Origin of the sequence: Micromonospora sp. S-DT3-3-22 (assembly GCF_015354745.1) — a bacterium.
In the GTDB taxonomy this organism is placed as follows: domain Bacteria; phylum Actinomycetota; class Actinomycetes; order Mycobacteriales; family Micromonosporaceae; genus Micromonospora; species Micromonospora wenchangensis.
Genome location: NZ_JACGMO010000135.1, coordinates 1 through 20721, shown reverse-complemented (window position 1 = coordinate 20721; position 20721 = coordinate 1). Strand labels below are relative to the sequence as shown.

The window sequence follows — 20721 nt, the reverse complement described above, 5'->3', positions numbered from 1 at the left end:
GGCGGGCGGCGGCGGTGAGGTCGACGACGGCGTCGGCGGCGGTGGACGCGGTGAGGGCCGCCAGCGCGTGCCGTCCCAGCGTCGCCACGTCGTCGCACCGCTGCTCGCGGAGCACGGCGAGGACGCGGGCGTGCAGCCGGGTCCGGCGCAGCAGCGGGAGGCCGTGGTAGAGCACGTCGCGCAGCATGACGTGGGCGAACCGCACCCGCCCCGGTGCGGGCTCGACGAGCAGGCCGGCCGTCACCCCGGCCTCCAGCCCGGCCAGGACCGGCTCCTCCGGGCCGCCGTCGACCGCGATCAGGAGATCGACGTCGACCTCCACGCCGCAGACCGCGGCCTGCCGCAGCACCGTCCGCGCGTCCGCCGGCAACCGTGCCAGCCGGCGGGCCAGCAGGTGCCCGAGGCCGGCGGGCACACCGTCGAGCGCCGCCGCCGGCCCCTCCGCGGCGACCAGCCCGGCCAGCTCGATGGCGAACAGCGGATTGCCCGCCGAACGGTCCCGGACCGTGCGCAGCACCGCCGGGTCGTGCACGCCGTGCCGGCGCAGCACCGCGGTGACGGCCTCCGCGTCGAGGCCACCGAGCGTGACCTCGACCGCCGGCACACCGGCCAGCGCCGCCCGCGCCGCCACCACGTCGTCGGTCACCTCGTCCGGCCGGTACGTCACCACGACCAGCACCGGCGCACCGGCGAGGGCGGCGGCGAGATGCCGCAGGACACGCAGGGTCGCCCCGTCGGCGTGGTGGACGTCCTCGACCACCAGCAGCAGCGGGTCGTGCCCGGCCAGCCGGAACAGGTGGGCGGCCAGGGCCCGACCGAGGTGGAACTCGTCGTACCCGCCCCGGGCGTCGTCCGGCCCGTCGGGGTCCAGCAGCAGGTCCCGGTGCTCCGGCTCCCCGGGCGGCAGGAACCGCCGGGTGGCGGCGGCCACCTCGCGCCACGCCCACGCCGGGGGAGCACCCGCCACCGGCGGGCAGGTGCCGACCGCCGTCCGCCAGCCGGCGTCGGCGAGGCCCTCGGCGAACTGCCCCACCAGCGTCGACTTGCCGGCCCCGGCCTCCGCGCCGAGCCAGCAGACGCCGAGCCCCGACCGGGCGGCCCGGTCGGCCGCCGCGCGCAGCCGGGCCAGCTCCGCCGTACGCCCGCACACCCGGCGCGGGCCCGGCGCGGCGGGCGGCCCGGTCGCCGCCGGTGGCGGGCCCGGAACGGCGGCCACCGGCAGTGGACCCGGTGTGCTGTGCACCGGTGGCCCGGGGACGGCCGGCTCCAGCCGGGGGCTCTGCCGCAGCAGGTCCGTCTCCAGGGTCCGCAGGGCCCGGCTGGGGTCGATGCCCAACTGCTCGGCCAGCGTCGCGCGGACGGCACGCAGCACGTCCAACGCGTCGGCCTGCCGACCGAGGCGGTACAGGGCGACCGCGAGCAGCATCGCGGCCCGTTCCCGCAGCGGGTGCTCGCGTACGTGCGGGTCGAGGTCACGTACCACCTCGTGCGGCCGGTCGAGTTCGAGCAGCAGCCCGGCGCGCTGTTCGACGGCGGTCGACCGGAGCTGGGTCAGCCGCTCGCCCTCCCGGTCCGCCCACGGCTCCCCACCGAACTCGGCGTACGGGGTGTCGGCACCCCAGCAGGCGAGCGCCGCGTCGAGGCCGGTGAGCGCCGCGACGGGCCCGGGTGCGGCGTCCGGCGTCGCGGACCGTAGCGCCGCCTCGAACCGCCAGGCGTCCACGTGCGCGGTCGGCAGCCGCAGGGCGTACCCGGGGGCGACGGTGACCAGGACCCGGGCGGGGGTCCGTGCGCGTCGGTGCGGTTCCAGGACGCGACGCAGGTTCGACACGTACACCTGGAGGGCGGCCCGGGCCCGGCGCGGCGGGTCACCCGCCCAGAGATCGTCGACGAGCCGGTCCACCGACACGACGTGGCCGCCGCCGGCGACGAGCCGGGCCAGCACCGCGCGTTGCCGGGGCGCGCCGAGGTCGACCGGCGTGCCGTCCCGGGCGGCCCGCACCGGGCCGAGCACGCCGATCGTCGTCACGTCCGGACCCCGCTCAGCGGGTGGAGATGCCTCCGCTGAGCGCGGCGGAGGTCAGACCCGCCTCGTTCGAGACCACCACCACGTGCACGAAGGCCTGCGGCATGTGGGTGAAGTGCCAGGTACGCCGCCCGGTGTCCGGGGTGCCGTAGATGACCGCCCGCGCGACGCCGACCTCGGTGGTGGGGATCGGCGCACCCCAGGTGGGCTGCGGGATCGGCAGCGAGGGCCCGCCTGGCGGGGTGGTCGGCAGCCCCGGATCGGCCGGGGTGTCGTCCGGTGTGGTCTGCAACCAGCTCAGATCGATCCGGTAGTTGTCCTCCCGCACCGAGTTGTCGGTGAAGGTGACGTCCAGGGTCCGCTTGCCCTCCTGGTATCCGGCGGAGAGCGTCAGCCCGCTCGGCGCGGCCGGGACGACCCGGTACTGCGGGCAGGACAGCGGGGCGACCTCCGGCACCGGCTGGCTGCCGTCGGGCACGTTGTTCGCGGTGACGCAGAACGTGTGCACCCCGGCCAGCGCCGAACTCGGCACGGTGAACGAGAAGCCGACGAAACCATTCCGCTCGACGTGCCACAGGTTCGCCGGACGGGTCACCGCCGGCGGCACGTCGGTCTGCACCGTCACCTGCACCGGGCCGCCGTTGGGGTCGCTGGCCCAGCCACTGACCCGGACCGCCCCGCCGACGTACTCCCACGACTCCAGCCAGCCCATCGGGTACTTGTCGCTGCCCACCGGCGGGGGAGTCGGCTCGGTGGGGCTGTCGTCGCAGGCCGACGGCGGGTCGGGAACGTCGCAGTTGGGGCGGGCCAGCGCGGTGCCGGCCGCGGCCACGGTCAGCCCGGCGCTGACGGTGAGCGCCAGACCGACGGCGAGGATTCTCTTCATACCCCCAGCACAGCAACCACCACTTGGTCCGCACCTGGCGTGGCCGGCGGCGGACGCGTTTAGCCGTCGCCAAGCGACGCCGGGTCCCATCGGTCGGGGCAGCGACCTGCCCGGGGTGCGGTCGCACCAGGACGGAGGGAACGGTATGGGCACCATGGTGGTCACCGGATCGGTGGACGGCATCGGCCGGCGTACGGCGGCGCGGTTCGTCGCCGCCGGGCACCGCGTCGTGCTGCACGCCCGCGACGAGGACCGGGCGGCGGTGGCGAAGGCGGCGATCCCGGACGCGGCCGGGGTGGTGGTCGGCGACCTGGCCTCGCTCGCGCAGACCACGGCGCTCGCCCGGTCGCTGGCCGCGTTCGGCCGGTACGACGCGATCGTCCACAACGCCGGGATCGCCCGCCTCGACGCCGTCGAGCGGGAGCTGACCGGTGACGGGCTGGAGTCGACGTTCCAGGTCAACGTGCTGGCGCCGTACCTGTTGACGGCGTTGCTGCCGCCGCCCGGCCGGCTGGTGTTCGTGTCGTCGGCGATGGCCGCCGACGGGATCACCGACCTGGGCGACCTGCGGTACGACACCCGCCCCTTCAACGGCGTCGAGGCGTACTCCACCTCGAAGCTGCTGGACCTGGCGCTCGCCGTGGCCGTGGCCCGCCGCTGGCCCGCCACCCTGAGCAACGCCGTCGACCCCGGCTGGGTACGCACCCGGATGGGCGGTGCCGCCGCCCCGACCAGCCCCGACGACGCCGCCCGCGCCCAGGTGCGCCTCGCCGTGGGCACCGACCCCGACGTCCTGGTCAGCGGCCGGTACGTCAGCGCGCGCGACTGGCGGCCGTCGCCGGCCCGGCTCGCCCCGCTCGGGGAGGAACTGCTGGCCTACTGCGCGCAGCTCACCGGCGTCACCCTGCCCGACGCCCGGCCGAGCTGACCGGCCGACGGCGGTAGCGCGCCGGGCGACGGCGGGTGACCGCCCGAACCCGGCCCCGCAGCGGTCGCCCCCGGTCACGCCGACCGGTCCGGGACCGGGGTGGCCGGGGCCTCGGCCGGGCTGGGCGCGCCCAGCCCGTGATCGCGGGCCAGGGCGATCGCCTCGGCGCGGCTGCCCAGGTGCAACTTGACCAGGATGACCGAGACGTTGTTGCGGACGGTCTTGGCGCTCAACCCGAGCCGGTGCGCGATCAGCGGATTCGACAGCCCCCGGGCGAGCAGTTCGAGGATCTCCCGTTCCCGGTCGGTGAGCTGCGGGAACGGGGCGTCGGCGCGGGCACCCAGCAGCGCGCCGGCCCGGTCGGCGAGCGGACCGCCGAGGATCAGGTCGCCGCCGGCCACCCCCCGGATACCCCGTTCCACGTCGGCGGCCGAGGCACCCTTGAGCAGGTAGCCACGGGCCCCGGCGCGCAGCGCGGCGACCAGCGACGCGTCGTCGTTGAGCATGCTCACCACCAGCACCCGCACCGCCGGATGGTCGCGGCGCAGCAGCCGGGTCACCTCGATCCCCGACCCCTGGCCGAGGTGCAGGTCCATCAGCACCACGTCCGGGCGTACCCGGGCGACGAGCGCCAGGGCGGTCGACGCGTCGGCGGCCTCGCCCACGCACTCGATGCCACCCAACGTGTCGAGCAACGCGCCCATGCCCAGCCGGAAGACCGGGTGGTCGTCCACCACGGCGACGCGGATCGGGGTGTCGGTCACGGCTGCTCCAGGGGGACGGTCAGGCAGACGGTGGTGCCCCGGGGGCCGGCCGGCCCCACGGTGAGGGTCGCGCCCACCGCCTCGGCCCGCTCCCGCATCGCGTGCAGGCCGACGCCGTGGCTGGTGGGGCCGGCCGGAAGGCCCCGACCCTGATCGGTGACGGTGACCCGTAGCCGGTCGGGCCGCTGGTCCAGCGACACGGTGCACCGGTCCACCCCGGCGTGCCGCTGCACGTTGCGGATCGCCTCGGCGGTGACCCCGTAGGCGGCGGTCGCGACCGGCTCCGGCAGCGGCGTCAGGGTGGCCGGCCCGTGCAGCACGATCCGCAGGCCGCTACGGGCGTACTGGTCCCGCAGCAGGTGCAGGGCGGGGCTCAGGCCGCCGTCGGCGAGCACCGGGGGCAGCAGGCCGTGCGCCATGTCCCGGACCTCCGCCGCCCGTGCCGTCAGCTCGCCGGTCAACCGGTCCAGCAGGTTCTCGGCCCGTTCCGGGTCGCGGCGCAGCAGGTTGCGGGTGGCGGCCAACCCCAACCCGATGCCGCTGAGCGCGGGGCCGAGGCCGTCGTGCAGATCCCGACGCAGGGAGCGGCGCTCCTCGTCGCGTACCTCGGCCAGCCGTTGCCGGGAGCGGGCCAGGTCCCGGTTGGTGCCGGCCAGGTCCACGACCGCGGCGACCACCGGGGCGAGGACGGTGAGCTGCTCGCGGGCCCGGCCGTCGAGCAGCTCACCGGGCAGGGGCCAGGCGTGCAACTGGCCGACGAGCCGGTCGCCGCTGGTCAACGGCACGGTCAACGGGCGGCCGTACGGGTGCGGTGGTGGCTGCGGCCCGCCCTCGGTGATGCGCACCTCGGCGAGCCGGAGCGCGGCGGCGATCGTCGCGCTGATCTCGGTGGTGCTGCCGACGCTGTGCGCCACCCGGTGCAGCAGCGGTCCCGGGGCCTCGCCGTGCACGAGGCGGTCCACCCGCCGCTGCACCGCCTCACGCATCGGCTGGAAGGCCGCCGCGAGCACCCCGGTCACGACGAGTTGCGGCAGCGGCAGACGCTGCGGCAGCAGCCGGTCGAGCAGCGCCACCGTCGCGCAGTAGGCGGCGATCACCACCGCGGTCATCAGGTACCACACCAGGGTGCGGCGTACGGCCAGCCGCAGCCCCCACAGCTGCTGACGCAGCACCACCACCGCCACCGCGGCGGGAAAGAACGCCTGCGAGGCGAGCATCAGCAGCGCCGGCAGGGCCGCCGGGACGACCGGGGGCAGCAGGGTGGCGAGGAAGGCGAGGGTGAGCAGCCCACTGCCGGCCGTCGCCCAGCCGAGGCCGTGGCGCTGCGCGGCGGGGCCGCGTCGCCACCGCCACCCCAACCCGGCGCAGGCCAGCAGACCGAGCCCGACCAGCGGGTACGGCAGGACGGGCAGCAGCGCGGCCCGGACGCCACGCAGCCCGTCCGGCAGCGGCAGCACCCCCAGCGGCGGTGGCGCGGTGACGGCGGCGGCCATCGTCACCACCACGTAGCCGACCCCGGCGGCGACCGCGCCCCGGCCGAACCGGTCCAGCGGCCGGTCCGGTAGCAGCCAGGGCATCACCACGACCAGCGCGTACAGGCCGGGCACCCAGGCCCACCGGTGCAGCGCGGTCAGCGCCGGTGGCCCGCCGACGGCGAGCTGCCACTGGCCGGCGCACGCGGCGACCGCGCCGCCCAGCGCCGCCGCGCAGGCGATCACGGCGGGCACCCGGCTGCCGGTCCGCTGCCGGTTCAGGATCAGCCACGCCAACGTGCCGTAGACGATGCCGTCGAGCAGGTCGACCAGGGAGTAGAGCTGGGTGGCGGACCACGGCGGGGTCGCCACCGCCCAGGCGACGACCGCGCCGAGGCTGAGCAGGACGGTGCCGGTGAGAACCGCCCACCCGGTCGACCGCGCGGTCACAGATACGTTCGGCATGGCCGGTCCACTGTCTCAGCATGACCACCGCCGCCGCCACGGACCGCGCTCCCCGTCGGCGACGACGGGGACCGCACCGGCACCCCCACGGGCTTCCCTCCGGATCACTGGACGCCGCCGGGCCGGCGGACGCGCAGCGCAGCCTGTTCCGCGCCCCGTCCCGCCGGCCAGGGGCGGATGTCCCGAGCCGCCGGGACCGGCACCTCGACCGTCCGGTGGCACGGGATGCGCACGGGTCCTAGGGTGACGGCTCGACCGTCCACCGAGGGGGAACCCGTTGCCGTCACACCGACCAGCCCGTTGGCGTACCACCGCCGTCGCCCTGACCCTGGTCGTCGGGCTTCCCGCCTGCGCCGCGCCCCGCCCGCAGCGTCCGCCGACGCCTGTCGAGCAGACCCCGGAGCGCCTACGGGAGGGCACCAGGTCACCCACCCCGCAGGTCCCGCAGGCGGCCTGGTCGGTGTCGGTGCGGCGGATCGACCAGGAGCTGGGGGAGACCGGTCGGCTCATCGTCGTCCCCGACGGGCGGGAACTGCGGGCGGTGGACCGGGCCACCGGGCAGCAGCGGTGGGCGCACCCGTTCGACGGCAGCTTCCGGTACGTCATCGCCGGCGGGTCCATCGTGGTCAGCGACAACAACGACGGCGGTGTGGACGTGCTCGACGCGCTCACCGGTGCCACCCGGTGGCGGGCCGCCGGCAGCCAGGACGTGGTCGTCGACGGGCAGGCCGTCTACGCCCGGGACTGCGTCGGTGCCGGGACGGCGGCGACCTGCGTGATCATCGCCAGGGAGCTGGAGAGCGGTCGTCAACTGTGGAAACTGCCGTCCGACCGGTTCGCCCGGGTCGGCGACGTCACCCTCGGCGCGCGCCCGCCGTACGCGCCGGCCACCGGCCGGTACGTGGTGGTGCGGCTGGGCACCTCCGGCCGGGCGGCCACCTACACCCCGGTCGCCCCCACCACCGGGCGGGCCGGCGCCGGGCGGCTGCCGAACCGGGCCTGGTTCGGCTTCGCCGCCGACGACCTGCTGGTCAGCACCGACCATGACCCGCCCAAGGGGGACCGGCGCTGCACGGTCAGCATCGCCAGCGTCAACGCGGGCACCGGTGCCAAGGGCTGGTCCGGCGCGGTCTACAGCGGGCGTCGGCAGGACGGCGAGTGCGCCAAGCGGCTGGCGAACGACCGCAGCGGGAAGGAGCTGATCGGGGTCGGGACCCGGCTCGTCGCGGTCACCGCCGACGAACGGCCGCAACTGGTCGACCTGCGTACCGGCCGGACGGTCTGGCAGGGCGTCGCCGCCGGTGTCCCGATCGACGGCGACGACCGGTCGGTCCTGGTCCGCGACACCGCCGACAGCGGCGCGCTGGCGTTGCTCGACCTGGCCACCGGCGTCGCCCGCTGGACCGCGCCGGACCCGGCGCTGCCCGGTACGTCGGCGAGCTGGCGGTCGGCGGTGACGGCCCGGCTGGTGGCGGTCAGCGGGGCCGAGGACGACCGCCCGATGGTGCTGGTGTTCGAGGCGGACACCGGCCGCCAGCTCGGCCGCTATCCGGGATGGCTCGCCGGAGCCGGCACGGACTGGGTGGCGGTCAGCCACTCCGGCACCGGTGGCCTCACGGTCGACCTGCACACCTTCTGACCGCCGGCACCGACGGGGTGGGCCGCCCCGGCAGAGGTCGCCGGGGCGGCCCACCCCGTCACCGTGCGATGGCGGCACCGGCCCGGTCGGCGGTCCGGACCGGGCCGGGTGTCCCCACCCCACATCCGGACGCTCAGTCGTCGTCGCCGTCGTCGTCCCGGTCGTCGGAGTCGTCGTCCTGGTCGTCGTCGTCCCGACCGGACCGGTCGTCGGCGTCCGCCTTCTCCTGCTCGGACTTGACGATGCCGCCGTTCTCCCGGTCGACCTCGATCTCGTGCTCGGTGTCGCCGTTGATGATCTCCACACTCCAGACCGGGCGGCCTTCCTCCCGCTCCCGCTCGATCTCGGTGATCCGACCACCACCCACCTTGGCCAGCGCGATCTCACCGGCCCGCTGCTGACTCACCGCGTCGTCGGTGGCCGGGGCGGTGCTGCCCGGAGTCCCCGCCGTCGGGCCGCCGTCCGGCGTCCCGGCCGTCGGCGCGACGGTGGGGTCCGCCGGGGCGGGAGCGGTCGTCGCGGCGGTGGGGCCGGGGGCCCGTTCCGCGGCGGACACGCCGATCGCCGTGCCGGTGACGGCGAGGACGGCCGCGCCGCCGGCAGCGGCCAGGAGCAGGGATGTGCGCTTCATGATGCGTACCTCCGGAGTTCTCGGTTGGTGCGCTCAGCGTGCTCCGGCGGTGGATAGCGGCGCGCTGCGCCGACCCTAAGCTCCGGTTAAGCCGACCTGGGCGGTCCGAGCCGCAGCGTCACCACCGCGCCGCCCTGCGCGCCCGACCCCAGGTCGAGCCGGCCGCCGCTGGCCTGCGCGGCCCGCCGGGCGATGTCCAGGCCGAGCCCGGTCGAGCCGGCCTGGCTGGCCCCCCGCTCCACCAGGGCGGCCGGTATCCCCGGCCCCGCGTCGCAGACGGTCAGCGCGGCCCCGGCCGCCTCCCGGGTCAACCGGACGGTGAAGCCGGTGCCCTCCGGGGTGTGCGCGAAGACGTTGCCCAGCAGCGCGTCCACGGCCGCGGCCAACTCGTCGGCGGGCACCCCGACCGGCAGCGGCCCGGCCGCGAGGTCGAGGTCGACGGTCCGGCCGGTGTCCTCGGCCAGCACCGACCAGAAGGCGACCCGTTCCCCGACGATCGCGGCGGCGTCGGCGGTGACCGCGCCGGGACCGCCGTCAGCCGGGTCGCTGCGCCAGCGCGCCTGCCGGATCAGGCCGGTCACCGCCCGCTCCAACCCGTCCACGGCCGCCGCCACCCGGGCCGCGTCGTCCGGGTCGCGCAGCGACTCCGCCTCCAGCCGCAGCGCCGTCAACGGCGTCCGCAGCCGGTGCGACAGGTCCGCCACCTGCTCGCGTTCCTCCCGCAGCAGCACCTGTATCCGGGCGGCCAGGTGGTTGAGCGCACCGGCGACCTCCCGCAGCTCCGGCGGGCCGGCCGGCTCGGCGCGGGCGGTCAGCTCGGCGTTGGCCAGCCGGTGCGAGACCGAGGACAGTTCGGTGATCGGCCGGACCAGGGTGCGGGCCAGCCGGTCGGCCACGGCGAGGCCGAGCAGCACGAGCACGACGCCGAGCGCGGCCAGCACCAGCCAGGCGCGGGCCACCCCGGCGGTGACGTCGGCGCGGGGCACCACGGTGCGGATCACGCCGGTGCCGTCGGCCCGGCCCTGCACCGCGATCACGATCTCCCGACCGCCGTCCAGCTCCGCGGTGAGGCTCTGGCCCCGGGCGGCGAGCGCCACCGCCGGGGTACGCGGCTCCTGCGCGCCGAGCACCGTGCCGTCGGGCAGGTAGACGCTGACCGGCCGCCCCGACTCGGCGGCGAGCTGTTCCACGGTCAACCGGATCGTCGCCGTGTCGGCGGTGCCGACCACCGGCACCAGCCCCTGCACGTCGGCGGTCGCCCGGACGGTGGCCCGGTCCTCGGCGACCGTGCGCACCAGCAGGGCCAGCGGCACCAGGAAGGCCACCAGGGTCAGGCAGCTGGTCGCCGCGACCAGCAGCGCCAGCCGCCGTCTCATCCGTCGTCCCCGATCAGGAGCAGGGTTGCCACCGCTAGGCAGGCTAGCCGGTGCCACCGGACCACGGGTCGGCTCTTAACCTCCGCTTATCCTGCCGCCGGGCCCGGCTTAGCGGCCGGTCGGGCATAGTCGGGGCATGGGTCGCCGTACGCTCCTCGCCACCGCCGGCTGGCTGGCCGCCGCCGTGCTCGCCACCCTGATCGGGGTGGCCGCGATCCGGCTGGTCGGGGAGAGCATCACCGGCACCCCCGGCGGGGTGCGCAGCCAGGCCGAGGTCGAGCGGGCCCTGGCGGCCCCGGAGCCGACACCGTCGGCCCCGGCGGCGTCCGCGCCGTCGTCCCCCACCGCCGGCCCCGCTACGACGCCCGGCCTGCGCCGCAGCTTCTCCACCCCCGGCGGTACGGCGGTCGCCGAGTGCGTGGGGTCCGAGGTGCGGCTGGTCTCCTGGGCCCCGGCGCAGGGCTACCGGGTGAAGGACGTGGACCGGGGCCCGGACGACGACGCCGAGGTGACCTTCGCCGGCCCGGCGGGGGAGTTCGAGGTGAACGTGGGCTGCATCGGCGGCGAACCGGTCGCCCGCCCCGGCGACAGCGACTGAGCGTCGGGCCGGTGCGCCGCCGGTCGGCGGCGGTTCAGCCGTCGTTCGCGCCGGTGTCCACCGTCGGGAAGGTGACCTGCACCCGCAGCCCGTCGCGGCCGGTGGAGGAGGCGGTGATGATGCCCTCGTGCGCCCGGGTGATCGAGCGGGCGATCGCCAGCCCGAGGCCCGCGCCGCCGCTGTGGTCGATGCGCTTGCCGAAACGGCGTCGGAACGGCTCGAACAGGGCGGCGACCTCGTCCGGGGGGACGTCGTCGCCGGTGTTCTCGACGACCAGCGCCGGGTCGGTGCCCACCCGCACCGTGAGGGTGCCGTCGGGCCGGTTGTACTTGAGGCCGTTCTGCACCAGGTTGACGACCAGCCGTTCCAGCAGCACCTGCTCACCGACGACCAGCCGGGGGCTCAGCCGGCTGACGACCGTGACCCCGGCCTGCTCGGCCCGGCCGCAGTGGGCGTCGAGCACCGTCGCGACGATCCGGTCGAGCCGCAGCGGGACGCGGGTCAGCAGGCCACGGTCGCTCTCGCTGAGCACCAGCAGCCCCTCGATCAGCCGTTCGTTGCGTTCGTTGGTCTCCAGCAGTTGCGCGGCGAGCAGTGCGAGCTGGTCGTCGGTGAGGCTGCGGGCCAGGCCGACCTCGATCAGGGTGCGCTGGACGGCGAGCGGGGTGCGCAGCTCGTGGGACGCGTCGGCGGCGAACCGGCGCTGCGCCTCGTATCCCACCGCGATCCGGTCCATCATCTCGTCGATGGTGCGGCCGAGGACGGCCAGCTCGTCGCGGCCGGGGCCGGGCCTGAGCCGGTGGCCCAGGTTCTGCGGCCCGACGTCGGCGATCACCGGGACGAGGTCCCGCAGCGGGCGCAGGCACCAGCGGACGGCCGGGTAGGCGGCGGCCAGCAGGGCCAGCAGCACCACCGTGACGGCGATCGCCAGGGGGATGCTCGGCCGTCGGAACACCTGGACGCAGACGAACGGGGCGTCGCCCGCCGGGGCCTGCAACGCGGGGGTGGCGCACCAGGACGGGCCGAACTCCCGCCACAGCGCGAGCAGCATGTCGGCGGCCGTCGTCACGAACGGGGCGACGAGCAGGAGCGCCCCGACGACCAGGAGCATCCGCCGGGCCGGTGAGGGCAGGTTCATGCCCCGAGCCGGTAGCCGACGCGGGGCACGGTGTGGATCACCGGCGGGTCCCCGAGCTTGCGGCGCAGGGTCATCACGGTGGTCCGTACGGTGTTGGTGAACGGGTCGGCGTGTTCGTCCCACGCCTGTTCCAGCAGGTCCTCGGCGCTGACCAGCCGGCCGCCGGCGCGCATCAGCACGTGCAGGACGGCGTACTCCTTGGGGGACAGCGACAGCGGCATCCCGTCGCGGGTGGCCGTGTGCCGGGTGACGTCCAGCACGATGCCGTCCTGTTCCAGCACCGGGGGCAGCGCCGGAGTCGAGCGCCGGGACAGCGCCTGCAACCGGGCGACGAGTTCGGCGAAGGCGAACGGCTTGGTGAGGTAGTCGTCCGCGCCCAGGCCGAGACCCTCGACGCGTTGCCGGATGCCGGCGGCGGCGGTCAGCAGCAGCACCCGGGTGCCGGTGGTGGAGCCGGCGATCCACCGGCACACCTCGTCGCCGCTCTGGCCGGGCATGTCCCGGTCGAGCACGGCCACGTCGTAGCGGTTGACGGCGAGCCGCTCCAGGGCGCTGTCGCCGTCGTAGACCACGTCGACGGCCATGGACAACCGGCGCAGCCCCTCGGCCACCATGTCGGCCAGCACCCGCTCGTCGTCGGCCATCAGCACCCGCACGCCGCCCCCCTTCCCGTCGTTCCCCCGTGCCCGGGACCGCCCGCAAGGCTGGCACCCGGCGCATAAAGAACCGATAAGGGCGCCGCTGACGCCGCCCGGACGGCCGGGGCCGCAGCATCGCAGCGTTCCTGCTCCCGTACGTACAGGCTGGTGAACCCGTGCTCCGACTCGCCACACAGTGTGTCATGGTCGTCCTGACGGCCACGGTGGTTGCCGTCGCTCCCGTCGCTCCCCGGCCGGCGTCGGCGATCGCCCACGGCGAGGACGCGGCCGACGGCGCGTACCGGTTCACCGCCCGGCTGACCATGACCGGTCTGCCGGCGGCCGGCGGTGGCACCCGGGACAGTTGGTGCTCCGGCGCGCTGGTCGCCCCGCGCTGGGTGATCACGGCCGGCCACTGCTTCCGTACCCCGGACGGCCGGCGGGTCGGCCGGACGGTGGCCGGGCGGACCACCGTCACGGTCGGGCGGACGGACCTCGGCGGCCGGGACGGCTACGAGGCCGGCGTCGTCGCGGTCCGTCAGGCGGACGGCGCGGACGTGGCCCTGGTCGAACTCGACACCGCGATCACCGGTGTGGCACCGCTGGGGCTCGCCGACGTGCCGCCGGTGGCGGGCGAGGTGCTGCGGTTGACCGGGTACGGGCTGACGGCCGCCGACGCCGCCGCGCCGACGCAGCGGCTCCAGACCGGCGAGTTCACCGTCGGTCGGGTCGGTACCGACGTCGTCGAGACCTCCGGCCGGCGGCCCCGGACGGACACCAGTCCGTGTCCGCACGACTCCGGCGGCCCGTACTTCCGGGAGCGGGCCGACGGTACGGCCGTCCTGGTCGCCGTGGTGAGCACCGGTCCGGGGTGTCCGCACCCGGGTCCCGACTTCAGCGCCCGTACCGACGTCCTCGGCGGGTGGATCGCCGACACGGTCGATCCGTCGCCGGGGCCGGTCCGGTGGCTGTCGGCCGGCGTCGGCGCGGGGGTGGTGCTGCTGTCGGCGGCACTGGTGGTGCTGCGCCGTCGCCGCGCGGGTGGCCACCGGCGATCGTCGATCCCGCAGGTCGGAGGCCGGATGCGGAGGTGAATTCGTGTCTTGCGCGACCCGGACCGCAGGTGTACAACTATCGCAGCTAGGTACACATCTAGCTTTCGTTGGTACGCAACAGTGGGGGCCGGGTGTGGACCGCTTAAGGGTCGGTGTCGTCGGAGTCGGGGTCCAGGGACAGCTGCACGCCCGCGCGCTGCGCGACGTCCGGCAGGCCGAACTGGTGGCCGTCGCCGACATCTCGCCGGGTAACCGTCAATGGGCCGAGACCCACCTCGGCGTCCGGGCCGTCCCGGACATCGGCGACCTCCTCGACGAGGTCGACGCGGTCAGCATCTGCACGCCGGACCACCTGCACGAGGACGCGACCCTCGCCGCGCTCGCGGCGGGCAGGCGGGTGCTGCTGGAGAAGCCGATGGCGCTCTCCACGGCCAGTTGCGACCGGATCATCGCCGGCCGGCCCGACCCCGACGCCCTGATGATCGGCCACGTGCTGCGGTTCGACCCCCGGGTGCTGCGGCTGCGCGAGGTGGTGCGCTCCGGCGAACTCGGCGACATCTGGCACGTCAAGGTGTGGCGGTGCACCTCGCAGGCGGTCGGGGAGGGAATCTGGGACCGGACCTCGGTCGCCTGGTTCCTCGGCATCCACGACGCCGACCTGCTGCGGTTCGTGACCGGCCACGACGTCGAGGTCACCGGCGCGGTCGGCCGCAAGGTGCTCTCGCCCAGCCACGATGTCGTGCACGCCACGGTCCGCTTCGCCGACGGGGCCATCGGCACGATGGAGAACAACTGGACGCTGCCGCACTCCCGGCCGTCGCGGGCCGACGCCGGTCTGCGGATCGTCGGCGAGCACGGCATCCTCGAAATGAACCTCTCGCACAACGACCTGCTGTACGCCCGCCGCGACGGCGTGGCCAGCTTCATGGACACGTACTTCTGGCCCAGTCGGGACGGCGGCGGCGCCTACAACCTGCGTACCGAGTTGGAGGCCTTCGTCGACGCCGCGCTCACCGGCGGGCCGACACCGGTCAGCGGCGAGGAGGGCCGCGCGGCCGTCGCCGTCGTCGAGGACATCGAGGCGGCGCTGGCCGGCGACCCGCCGCCCGGCAACTGAGGGGTCGGGATGCTGCGGTACGCACTGCGTCGCCTCGCGATCTCGGTACTGGTCCTGTTCGGCGCGGCGACGGTGGTCTTCTTCGCGATGCGGGCGGTCTCCGGCGACCCGGCGACCGCGGTGCTCGGCCCGGACGCCGACCAGTCGGCCGTCGAGGCGCTGCGCCGGGAGTACGGGCTCGACGCCTCGCTGCCCGTCCAGTACGTCCAGTTCCTCCGGCGGGCCGTCACCCTCGACTTCGGTGAGTCGTTCCGGCTCCACGACGCCGCGACGAACCTTGTGCTCACCCACCTGTCGGCGACCGCCGCCCTGGCGCTGACCGCCTTCGCCATCGCCCTGGTCCTCGGGTTCGCCCTGGGCACCCTGGCGGCGACCCGACCCAACGGCGTCGTGGACCGGGTGGTCTCGGTGCTGTCGATGCTCACCCAGTCCCTGCCGACGTTCTGGGTCGGCATCATGCTGATCCTGGTCTTCTCCCGGTTCCTGCACCTGCTGCCCAGCTCCGGTGCCGCGTCCCCGGCCGCGATGGTCATGCCGGCGGTGACGCTGGCCCTGCCGCTGCTCAGCGTGGTGCTGCGGCTGGTGCGTTCCGGGCTGCTCGACGTGCTGCACGAGGACTACGTGGTCACCGCCCGGGCCAAGGGCCTGTCCGAGACCCGGGTCGTCGGCTGGCACGCCATGCGCAACATGCTGATCCCCGTCGTCACCGTGGCCGGCCTGGAGTTCGGCAGCCTGCTCGGCGGCGCGGTGATCGTCGAGACCGTCTTCGCCTGGCCGGGGGTGGGGCGACTGATGACCGACGCCATCGCCGCCCGCGACTACTCGGTCGTGCAGGCCTGCGTGATCACCGTCGCGGTGATCTTCATCGTCATCAACCTGCTCGTCGACCTGCTGTACGTCCGGCTGGACCCCCGGGTCCGCGAGAGCGTCTGAGAGGTGACCACCGTGTCCGACGGCGTACCCGGCCCGGCCGTGCTCGGCGCCCCGCTCGTGCCCACCGACGGCGGTCCGCCCGACGCGACGTCGACCCCGCCGGCCGCCCCACCCCGCCGCCGACGTCGCCGGCTGCGCCTGTGGCTCCCCCTCGGGGTGATCGCCGCCTACCTGGTCGCCGGGGTGATCGGGCCGCTGATCGCCCGGTACGACCCGATCGCGACCTCCGTCGCCGACCGGCTGCTCCCGCCGGGCAGCCGGATGTCCGACGGCGGCCTGGCCCTGCTCGGCACCGACCAGGTCGGCCGGGACCTGCTACCCCAGATCATGCAGGGCGCCCGGATCTCGTTGCTGGTCGGCGCGGCGACCCTGCTGCTGGCCGGAACGGTGGGCGCTGCGGTCGGCATCCTCTGCGGCTACCTCGGCGGGGTGGTGGACGCGACAGTCATGCGGCTGGCCGACATCCAACTGGCCTTCCCGTCCATCCTGCTCGCCGTCTTCGTCGCCGGCGTGCTCGGTTCCAGCGTCACCAACGTCGTACTCACCCTGTCCATCACCACCTGGCCGATCTTCGCGCGGGTCGCCCGCGCGCAGACCATGGCGACCCGCTCCCGGGACTTCGCCAACGCGGCCCGCACCCTCGGCGCCGGGCCGTGGCACGTCGTACGGCACTGCGTGCTCCCCGCGGTGGCCAGCCCGTTGCTGGTCATCGCCACCGTCCAGCTCGGATTCGTCATCGTCGCCGAGGCGTCGCTGAGCTTCCTGTCCCTGGGCATCCCGGCCGGCACGCCGAGCTGGGGCACCACCATCGCCAACGGCCGCGACTACCTGGCCAGCGCCTGGTGGATCGCCACCCTGCCAGGCCTGGTCCTGGCCGTCTTCGTGGTCTGCGTCGGCGTGCTCGGCGACGAACTACGGGACCGCTCCGATCCGAACCTCTCCACCCGGTAACCCGTCAGCGAAATGGGAAGACATGAGATCTTCGACCATCCGACTCGGTGCGTTGGCCCTCGCCGGCGTACTCGGACTGACCGCGTGCTCCTTCGGCTCCGACGACCCCGCCGGTGACGGCGGCGGCGTCACCACCCTGCGGGTAGCCAACCCGACCCCGGTGGTCTCGTTGAACCCGTTCGCCGCGAACTCGGCGGACCAACCCACCCTCACCGTCGTCCAGGAGGTCTTCGAGACCCTCGTGGTCCGCGAGGACGGGAAGATCGCCCCGAAGCTCGCCGAGAGCTGGACCAACCCCGACCCGCTGACCTGGCAGTTCGTGCTGCGCAGCGGCGTCACCTTCGCCGACGGGACGCCGATGACCAGCGCCGACGCCAAGGCGTCGCTCCGGGCGCTGATCGACGGCAAGGGGCCGCTGGCCGGGCTGTGGGCCACCGTCGACGACATCCGCACCCCCGACGAGCGCACCCTGACCATCCACACCACGAGCCAGCTCGGCACCGTGCTGAGCAACCTCACCCTGCTCTGGATCGCCCCCGCCGCCAAGCTCGGCGACAACGCGTTCTTCGACGCCCCGTACGGCACCGGCCCGTTCAAGGTCTCGTCGTTCACCGCCGGCCAGAGCGTGAACCTGGTCCGCAACGACAACTACCGGGGCGACCGGCCGAAGCTGACCAGCATCTCCTACCACTACATCCCCGAGGTGTCCGGCCGGGTGACGGCGCTGTCGAACAACGAGATCGACGTGACCTGGGGCCTGCCGCCGGACCAGCTGACCGGGCTGCGGGACAACAAGGACCTGACCGTCCGGTCGTTCCCGACGTACGCCAACTACTACATCTGGTTCAACAGCTCCCGCAAGCCGTTCACCGACGCGCGGGTCCGGCAGGCCATGTGGCACGCGGTCGACTTCGCGAAGATCAGCAAGTCGCTGTTCGACCAGGCCGGGACCCCGGCCACCGGCCCGCTGCCGGAGGCCGTGTTCGGCGCCGCCGGCCAGAACCCGTACGCCTACGATCCGGACCGGGCCCGGCAGTTGCTCACCGAGGCCGGCTACCCGGACGGGTTCAGCACCACGATGATGTGGAGCAGCGGCTGCTGCACCAACGGCAACTCCTTCGCCGACGCGATGATCAGCGACTGGGCCAAGGTCGGCATCGTGGTCAAGCCCCAGGAACTGGAACGGGCCACCTGGCTGGACAAGCTGCTCAAGCTCGACTGGGACAGCACGATGACCACCGGCAGCACGGTCACCGGCGACGCCGACTTCACCCTGGCCCGGCTGTATCTGTCGACCGCCAAGCGCAACGGCTACGCCAACCCGGAACTGGACCGCATCCTGCTCGCCGCCCGCGCCGAACTCGACCAGGACAAGCGGGCCACCCTGTACGCCCAGGCCGGCAAGATCGTCTGGGACCAGGCGGTGGGCATCTTCCCGCTCGACCTCAACGGCAACGTCGTGCTGCGCGGCAACGTCGAGGGGTTCACCCCGACCCCGAACGACCTGCCCGACTTCGCCGGCGTGTCGCTGCGCTGACCCGAGAACCGGACCCGGAGGACCCGATGGTCGCACCACCGCACACCCCCCGTCCCCTGTTGACGGTCGACGATCTCGTCGTCTCGTTCGACGGCCCGCTCGGCGCCTACCGGGCGCTCAACGGCGTCTCGTTCTCCGTCGGCAGGGGCGAGACCCTGGCGATCCTGGGGGAGTCCGGGTCCGGTAAGTCGGTCACCGTCCGCGCGGTGATGGCGCTGCTGCCCCGGCACAGCGCCACGATCGAACGCGGCACCATCCGCTACGACGGCGAGGAGATCTCCGCGCTGCCGGTACGGCGTACCCGCGAATTGTCCGCCACCGAGATGGCGATGGTCTTCCAGGACTCGTTGACCGCGCTCAACCCGGTGGTCCGGGTCGGCCAGCAGATCGCCGAACTGTTCCGGGTCCGGCAGCGCACCTCACGCCGGGAGGCCTGGCGGCGCGCGGTCGCCGGCCTGGAACGGGTCGGCATCCCGAACGCCGCCCGTCGGGCCCACGACTACCCCCACCAGTTCTCCGGCGGGATGCGCCAGCGGGTGGTGATCGCGATGGCCCTCGCCCTGCGCCCCCGGCTGCTCATCGCCGACGAGCCGACCACCGCGCTGGACGTGACGGTGCAGGCGCAGATCATGGACCTGCTGCGCGAACTGCGCGAGGCCGACGGGATGTCGATGATCCTCATCACCCACGACCTCGGGGTGGTCGCCGACGTGGCCGACCGGGTCGCCGTCATGTACGCCGGCACGGTCGTCGAGTCGGGCCCGCTGCGCACCGTGTACGACGCCCCGGCCCACCCGTACACCCGGGGGTTGATGGCCTCGGTCCCCGCCCCCGACCGCCCCGGCGAACGGCTGACGCCGATCGAGGGGATGCCGCCGTCGCCACTGGCGACGCCGGCCGGCTGCCCGTTCCACCCCCGGTGCCCGGTCGCCCGCAGCGCCTGCCGCACCGACCGGCCGACCCTGCGCACCGTCGCCGCCGGCCACGAGGCGGCCTGCCACTACGCCGAGGAGGTGATGGCCGGTGTCGACGTCGCAGACGCGGCTTGAGGTCCGGCAGCTCCGGGTCAGCTATCCGACCCACGGCGGTCTGCTGCACCGGTCGGCGGCCGTGCACGCGGTGGAACGGCTCAGCCTGACCGTCACCACCGGCCGCACCCTGGGCCTGGTCGGCGAGTCCGGCTGCGGCAAGTCCACCCTGGCCCGGGCCATCGTCGGCCTGCGCCGACCGACCGGCGGCGAGATCTGGTACGCCGGCGAACGGGTCGACACCGCCGACGCGGCCCGCCGACGCCGGCTGACCGCCGAGATCCAGATGGTCTACCAGGACCCGTACTCGTCGTTGAACCCCCGCAAGAAGGTGTCCTTCATCGTCACCGAGGGGTGGCGGGTGCACCGCGGTTCCGTCCCCCGCGACCAGTGGCCGGCCCGCACCGCCGACCTGCTGGCCCGGGTCGGTCTCGCCGCCGAACTCGCCGACCGGTATCCGCACCAGCTGTCCGGCGGTCAACGCCAGCGGGTCGGCATCGCCCGCGCCCTGGCCATGTCGCCCCGGATCCTGGTCTGCGACGAGCCGGTCAGCGCGCTGGACGTGTCGGTCCAGGCGCAGACCCTCAACCTCCTCGCCGACCTGCGGGCCGACCTGGGGCTCGGCTACCTGTTCATCGCGCACGACCTGTCGGTGGTCCGGCACATCAGCGACGACCTCGCGGTGATGTACCTGGGCCGGATCGTGGAGACCGGCCCGGCGGCGACGGTGTACGACACCCCGGCCCACCCGTACACCCGGGCACTGATCTCGGCGGCCCCGGTGCCCCGCCCCTGGGCGAGCCCGCCGGCCGAACGCATCCTGCTCACCGGCGAGGTGCCGTCCCCGGCCTCGCCACCGTCCGGCTGCCGCTTCCGGACCCGGTGCCGCCTCGCCCAGCCGCGCTGCGCCGAGGTCGAACCGGAACTGCGCACGGTCGCCGGACGCGAGGTCGCCTGCCACTACGCCGAGGCCAGCCTGGCCGACAGCGCACCGTCGCACCCGGCGGTGACCCGGTGAGCGGCGTCGAAGCCGTCCGGGTCGGGGTCGACCTGGGCCAGGGCGGCTGCCGTGCGGTGGCCCGGCACGGCCGGTCGACCGGGCACGCCGAGACCCCGGGCTTCTGGGCCGGTGACGCCGACGCCCGGATCGCCGAGGCGGTGGCCGGCGCGCTGGCCGACCTGGGCCCGCTCGGCCCGGACCCGACGGTGCTGGTCGGCGTCGGCATGACCGGGCTCAACGGCCGGCCCCCGGCGACCGACGCCCTGCGGGCCGGGCTGAGCACCCTCGGTCGGGCCGGGCGGCTGCGGGTCGCCGACGACAGCGTGACCGCCTACCTCGGTGCCCTCGGCCCGGTCGCCGGCGCGGTCGTCGCCGCCGGCACCGGCGCGGTGGCCCTCGCCGCCGACGCCGCCGGCCGGACCGCCCGCTCCGACGGCTGGGGCGCCGACCTCGGCGACCGGGGCTCGGGACACTGGATCGGCCGGACCGCGATCCGGCTCGCCCTGCGCGACCGGGACCGGGCCGCGCCCGGCCGGCTC

Annotated in this window: 19 protein-coding genes; 11 read left to right on the top strand and 8 right to left on the bottom strand. The window is 75.0% G+C overall.

What is annotated here, in order from left to right:
- On the bottom strand, positions 1-2029 hold a 2029-nt coding region (locus H1A17_RS28740; protein WP_194823350.1), incomplete at its 3' end, for a BTAD domain-containing putative transcriptional regulator.
- Between the two features lie 13 nt (positions 2030-2042).
- Entirely contained in the window at positions 2043-2912 is an 870-nt protein-coding gene (locus H1A17_RS28735) for a hypothetical protein (RefSeq protein ID WP_194823349.1), read from the bottom strand.
- Positions 2913-3057: 145 nt separating this feature from the next.
- On the opposite strand from H1A17_RS28735, the gene H1A17_RS28730 reads away from it, so the two are divergent.
- A complete protein-coding gene (locus H1A17_RS28730; RefSeq protein ID WP_194823348.1) occupies positions 3058-3840 on the top strand; it encodes an SDR family NAD(P)-dependent oxidoreductase in 783 nt (260 codons plus the stop codon).
- A gap of 74 nt (positions 3841-3914) precedes the next feature.
- Here H1A17_RS28730 and H1A17_RS28725 read toward each other — a convergent pair whose 3' ends face one another.
- On the bottom strand, positions 3915-4604 hold the full coding sequence (locus H1A17_RS28725; protein WP_145920531.1) for a response regulator transcription factor: 690 nt from the start codon (positions 4602-4604) through the stop codon (positions 3915-3917).
- Entirely contained in the window at positions 4601-6541 is a 1941-nt protein-coding gene (locus H1A17_RS28720; RefSeq protein WP_194823347.1) for a sensor histidine kinase, read from the bottom strand. The genes H1A17_RS28725 and H1A17_RS28720 overlap by 4 nt, the downstream gene beginning before the upstream one ends.
- 277 nt (positions 6542-6818) lie before the next feature.
- Between H1A17_RS28720 and H1A17_RS28715 the strand changes: the two genes are divergently transcribed.
- Positions 6819-8180 carry a PQQ-binding-like beta-propeller repeat protein gene (locus H1A17_RS28715; protein WP_145920529.1) on the top strand — a complete coding sequence of 454 codons (1362 nt, stop codon included), beginning with the start codon at positions 6819-6821 and terminating at the stop codon, positions 8178-8180.
- 133 nt (positions 8181-8313) lie between these two features.
- Here the strand turns inward: H1A17_RS28715 and H1A17_RS28710 are convergent, their stop codons facing one another.
- Positions 8314-8811: a PepSY domain-containing protein gene (locus H1A17_RS28710; protein ID WP_194823346.1), complete on the bottom strand. Its 498-nt coding sequence runs from the start codon at positions 8809-8811 to the stop codon at positions 8314-8316.
- 86 nt (positions 8812-8897) lie between these two features.
- Entirely contained in the window at positions 8898-10187 is a 1290-nt protein-coding gene (locus H1A17_RS28705; protein ID WP_145920527.1) for a HAMP domain-containing sensor histidine kinase, read from the bottom strand.
- A 136-nt stretch (positions 10188-10323) separates the two neighbouring features.
- On the opposite strand from H1A17_RS28705, the gene H1A17_RS28700 reads away from it, so the two are divergent.
- Positions 10324-10785: a septum formation initiator gene (locus tag H1A17_RS28700; protein ID WP_145920526.1), complete on the top strand. Its 462-nt coding sequence runs from the start codon at positions 10324-10326 to the stop codon at positions 10783-10785.
- A gap of 34 nt (positions 10786-10819) precedes the next feature.
- On the opposite strand, the gene H1A17_RS28695 is transcribed toward H1A17_RS28700, so the two are convergent.
- Together H1A17_RS28695 and H1A17_RS28690 are read right to left on the bottom strand one after the other, a co-directional pair.
- Complete coding sequence (locus tag H1A17_RS28695) at positions 10820-11923, bottom strand: HAMP domain-containing sensor histidine kinase (protein WP_194823345.1); 1104 nt, start codon at positions 11921-11923, stop codon at positions 10820-10822.
- The gene (locus H1A17_RS28690; protein WP_145920524.1) at positions 11920-12579 is read right to left on the bottom strand and encodes a response regulator transcription factor; all 660 of its coding nucleotides are present in this window, start codon (positions 12577-12579) and stop codon (positions 11920-11922) included. The genes H1A17_RS28695 and H1A17_RS28690 overlap by 4 nt, the downstream gene beginning before the upstream one ends.
- 185 nt (positions 12580-12764) lie before the next feature.
- Here H1A17_RS28690 and H1A17_RS28685 point away from each other — a divergent pair, with 185 nt between their 5' ends.
- From H1A17_RS28685 to H1A17_RS28650, 8 genes are all read left to right on the top strand, one after another.
- Positions 12765-13655 carry a trypsin-like serine protease gene (locus tag H1A17_RS28685; protein ID WP_145920523.1) on the top strand — a complete coding sequence of 297 codons (891 nt, stop codon included), beginning with the start codon at positions 12765-12767 and terminating at the stop codon, positions 13653-13655.
- Between the two features lie 94 nt (positions 13656-13749).
- Positions 13750-14733: a Gfo/Idh/MocA family protein gene (locus tag H1A17_RS35700; RefSeq protein WP_145920522.1), complete on the top strand. Its 984-nt coding sequence runs from the start codon at positions 13750-13752 to the stop codon at positions 14731-14733.
- A gap of 9 nt (positions 14734-14742) precedes the next feature.
- On the top strand, positions 14743-15666 hold the full coding sequence (locus H1A17_RS28675; RefSeq protein WP_088642602.1) for an ABC transporter permease: 924 nt from the start codon (positions 14743-14745) through the stop codon (positions 15664-15666).
- A gap of 3 nt (positions 15667-15669) precedes the next feature.
- Positions 15670-16617 (top strand): ABC transporter permease, encoded by a 948-nt coding sequence (locus tag H1A17_RS28670; RefSeq protein WP_205789078.1) that lies wholly within the window; start codon positions 15670-15672, stop codon positions 16615-16617.
- A gap of 22 nt (positions 16618-16639) precedes the next feature.
- Positions 16640-18154, top strand: coding sequence for an ABC transporter substrate-binding protein (locus tag H1A17_RS28665; protein WP_194823344.1), 1515 nt, complete (start codon positions 16640-16642; stop codon positions 18152-18154).
- Between the two features lie 26 nt (positions 18155-18180).
- Positions 18181-19203, top strand: coding sequence for an ABC transporter ATP-binding protein (locus tag H1A17_RS28660; RefSeq protein ID WP_145920519.1), 1023 nt, complete (start codon positions 18181-18183; stop codon positions 19201-19203).
- Complete coding sequence (locus tag H1A17_RS28655) at positions 19178-20200, top strand: ABC transporter ATP-binding protein (protein WP_145920518.1); 1023 nt, start codon at positions 19178-19180, stop codon at positions 20198-20200. Before H1A17_RS28660 ends, H1A17_RS28655 begins: the two co-directional genes overlap by 26 nt.
- On the top strand, positions 20197-20721 hold a 525-nt coding region (locus H1A17_RS28650; protein ID WP_375372840.1), incomplete at its 3' end, for a BadF/BadG/BcrA/BcrD ATPase family protein. The genes H1A17_RS28655 and H1A17_RS28650, both read left to right, overlap by 4 nt.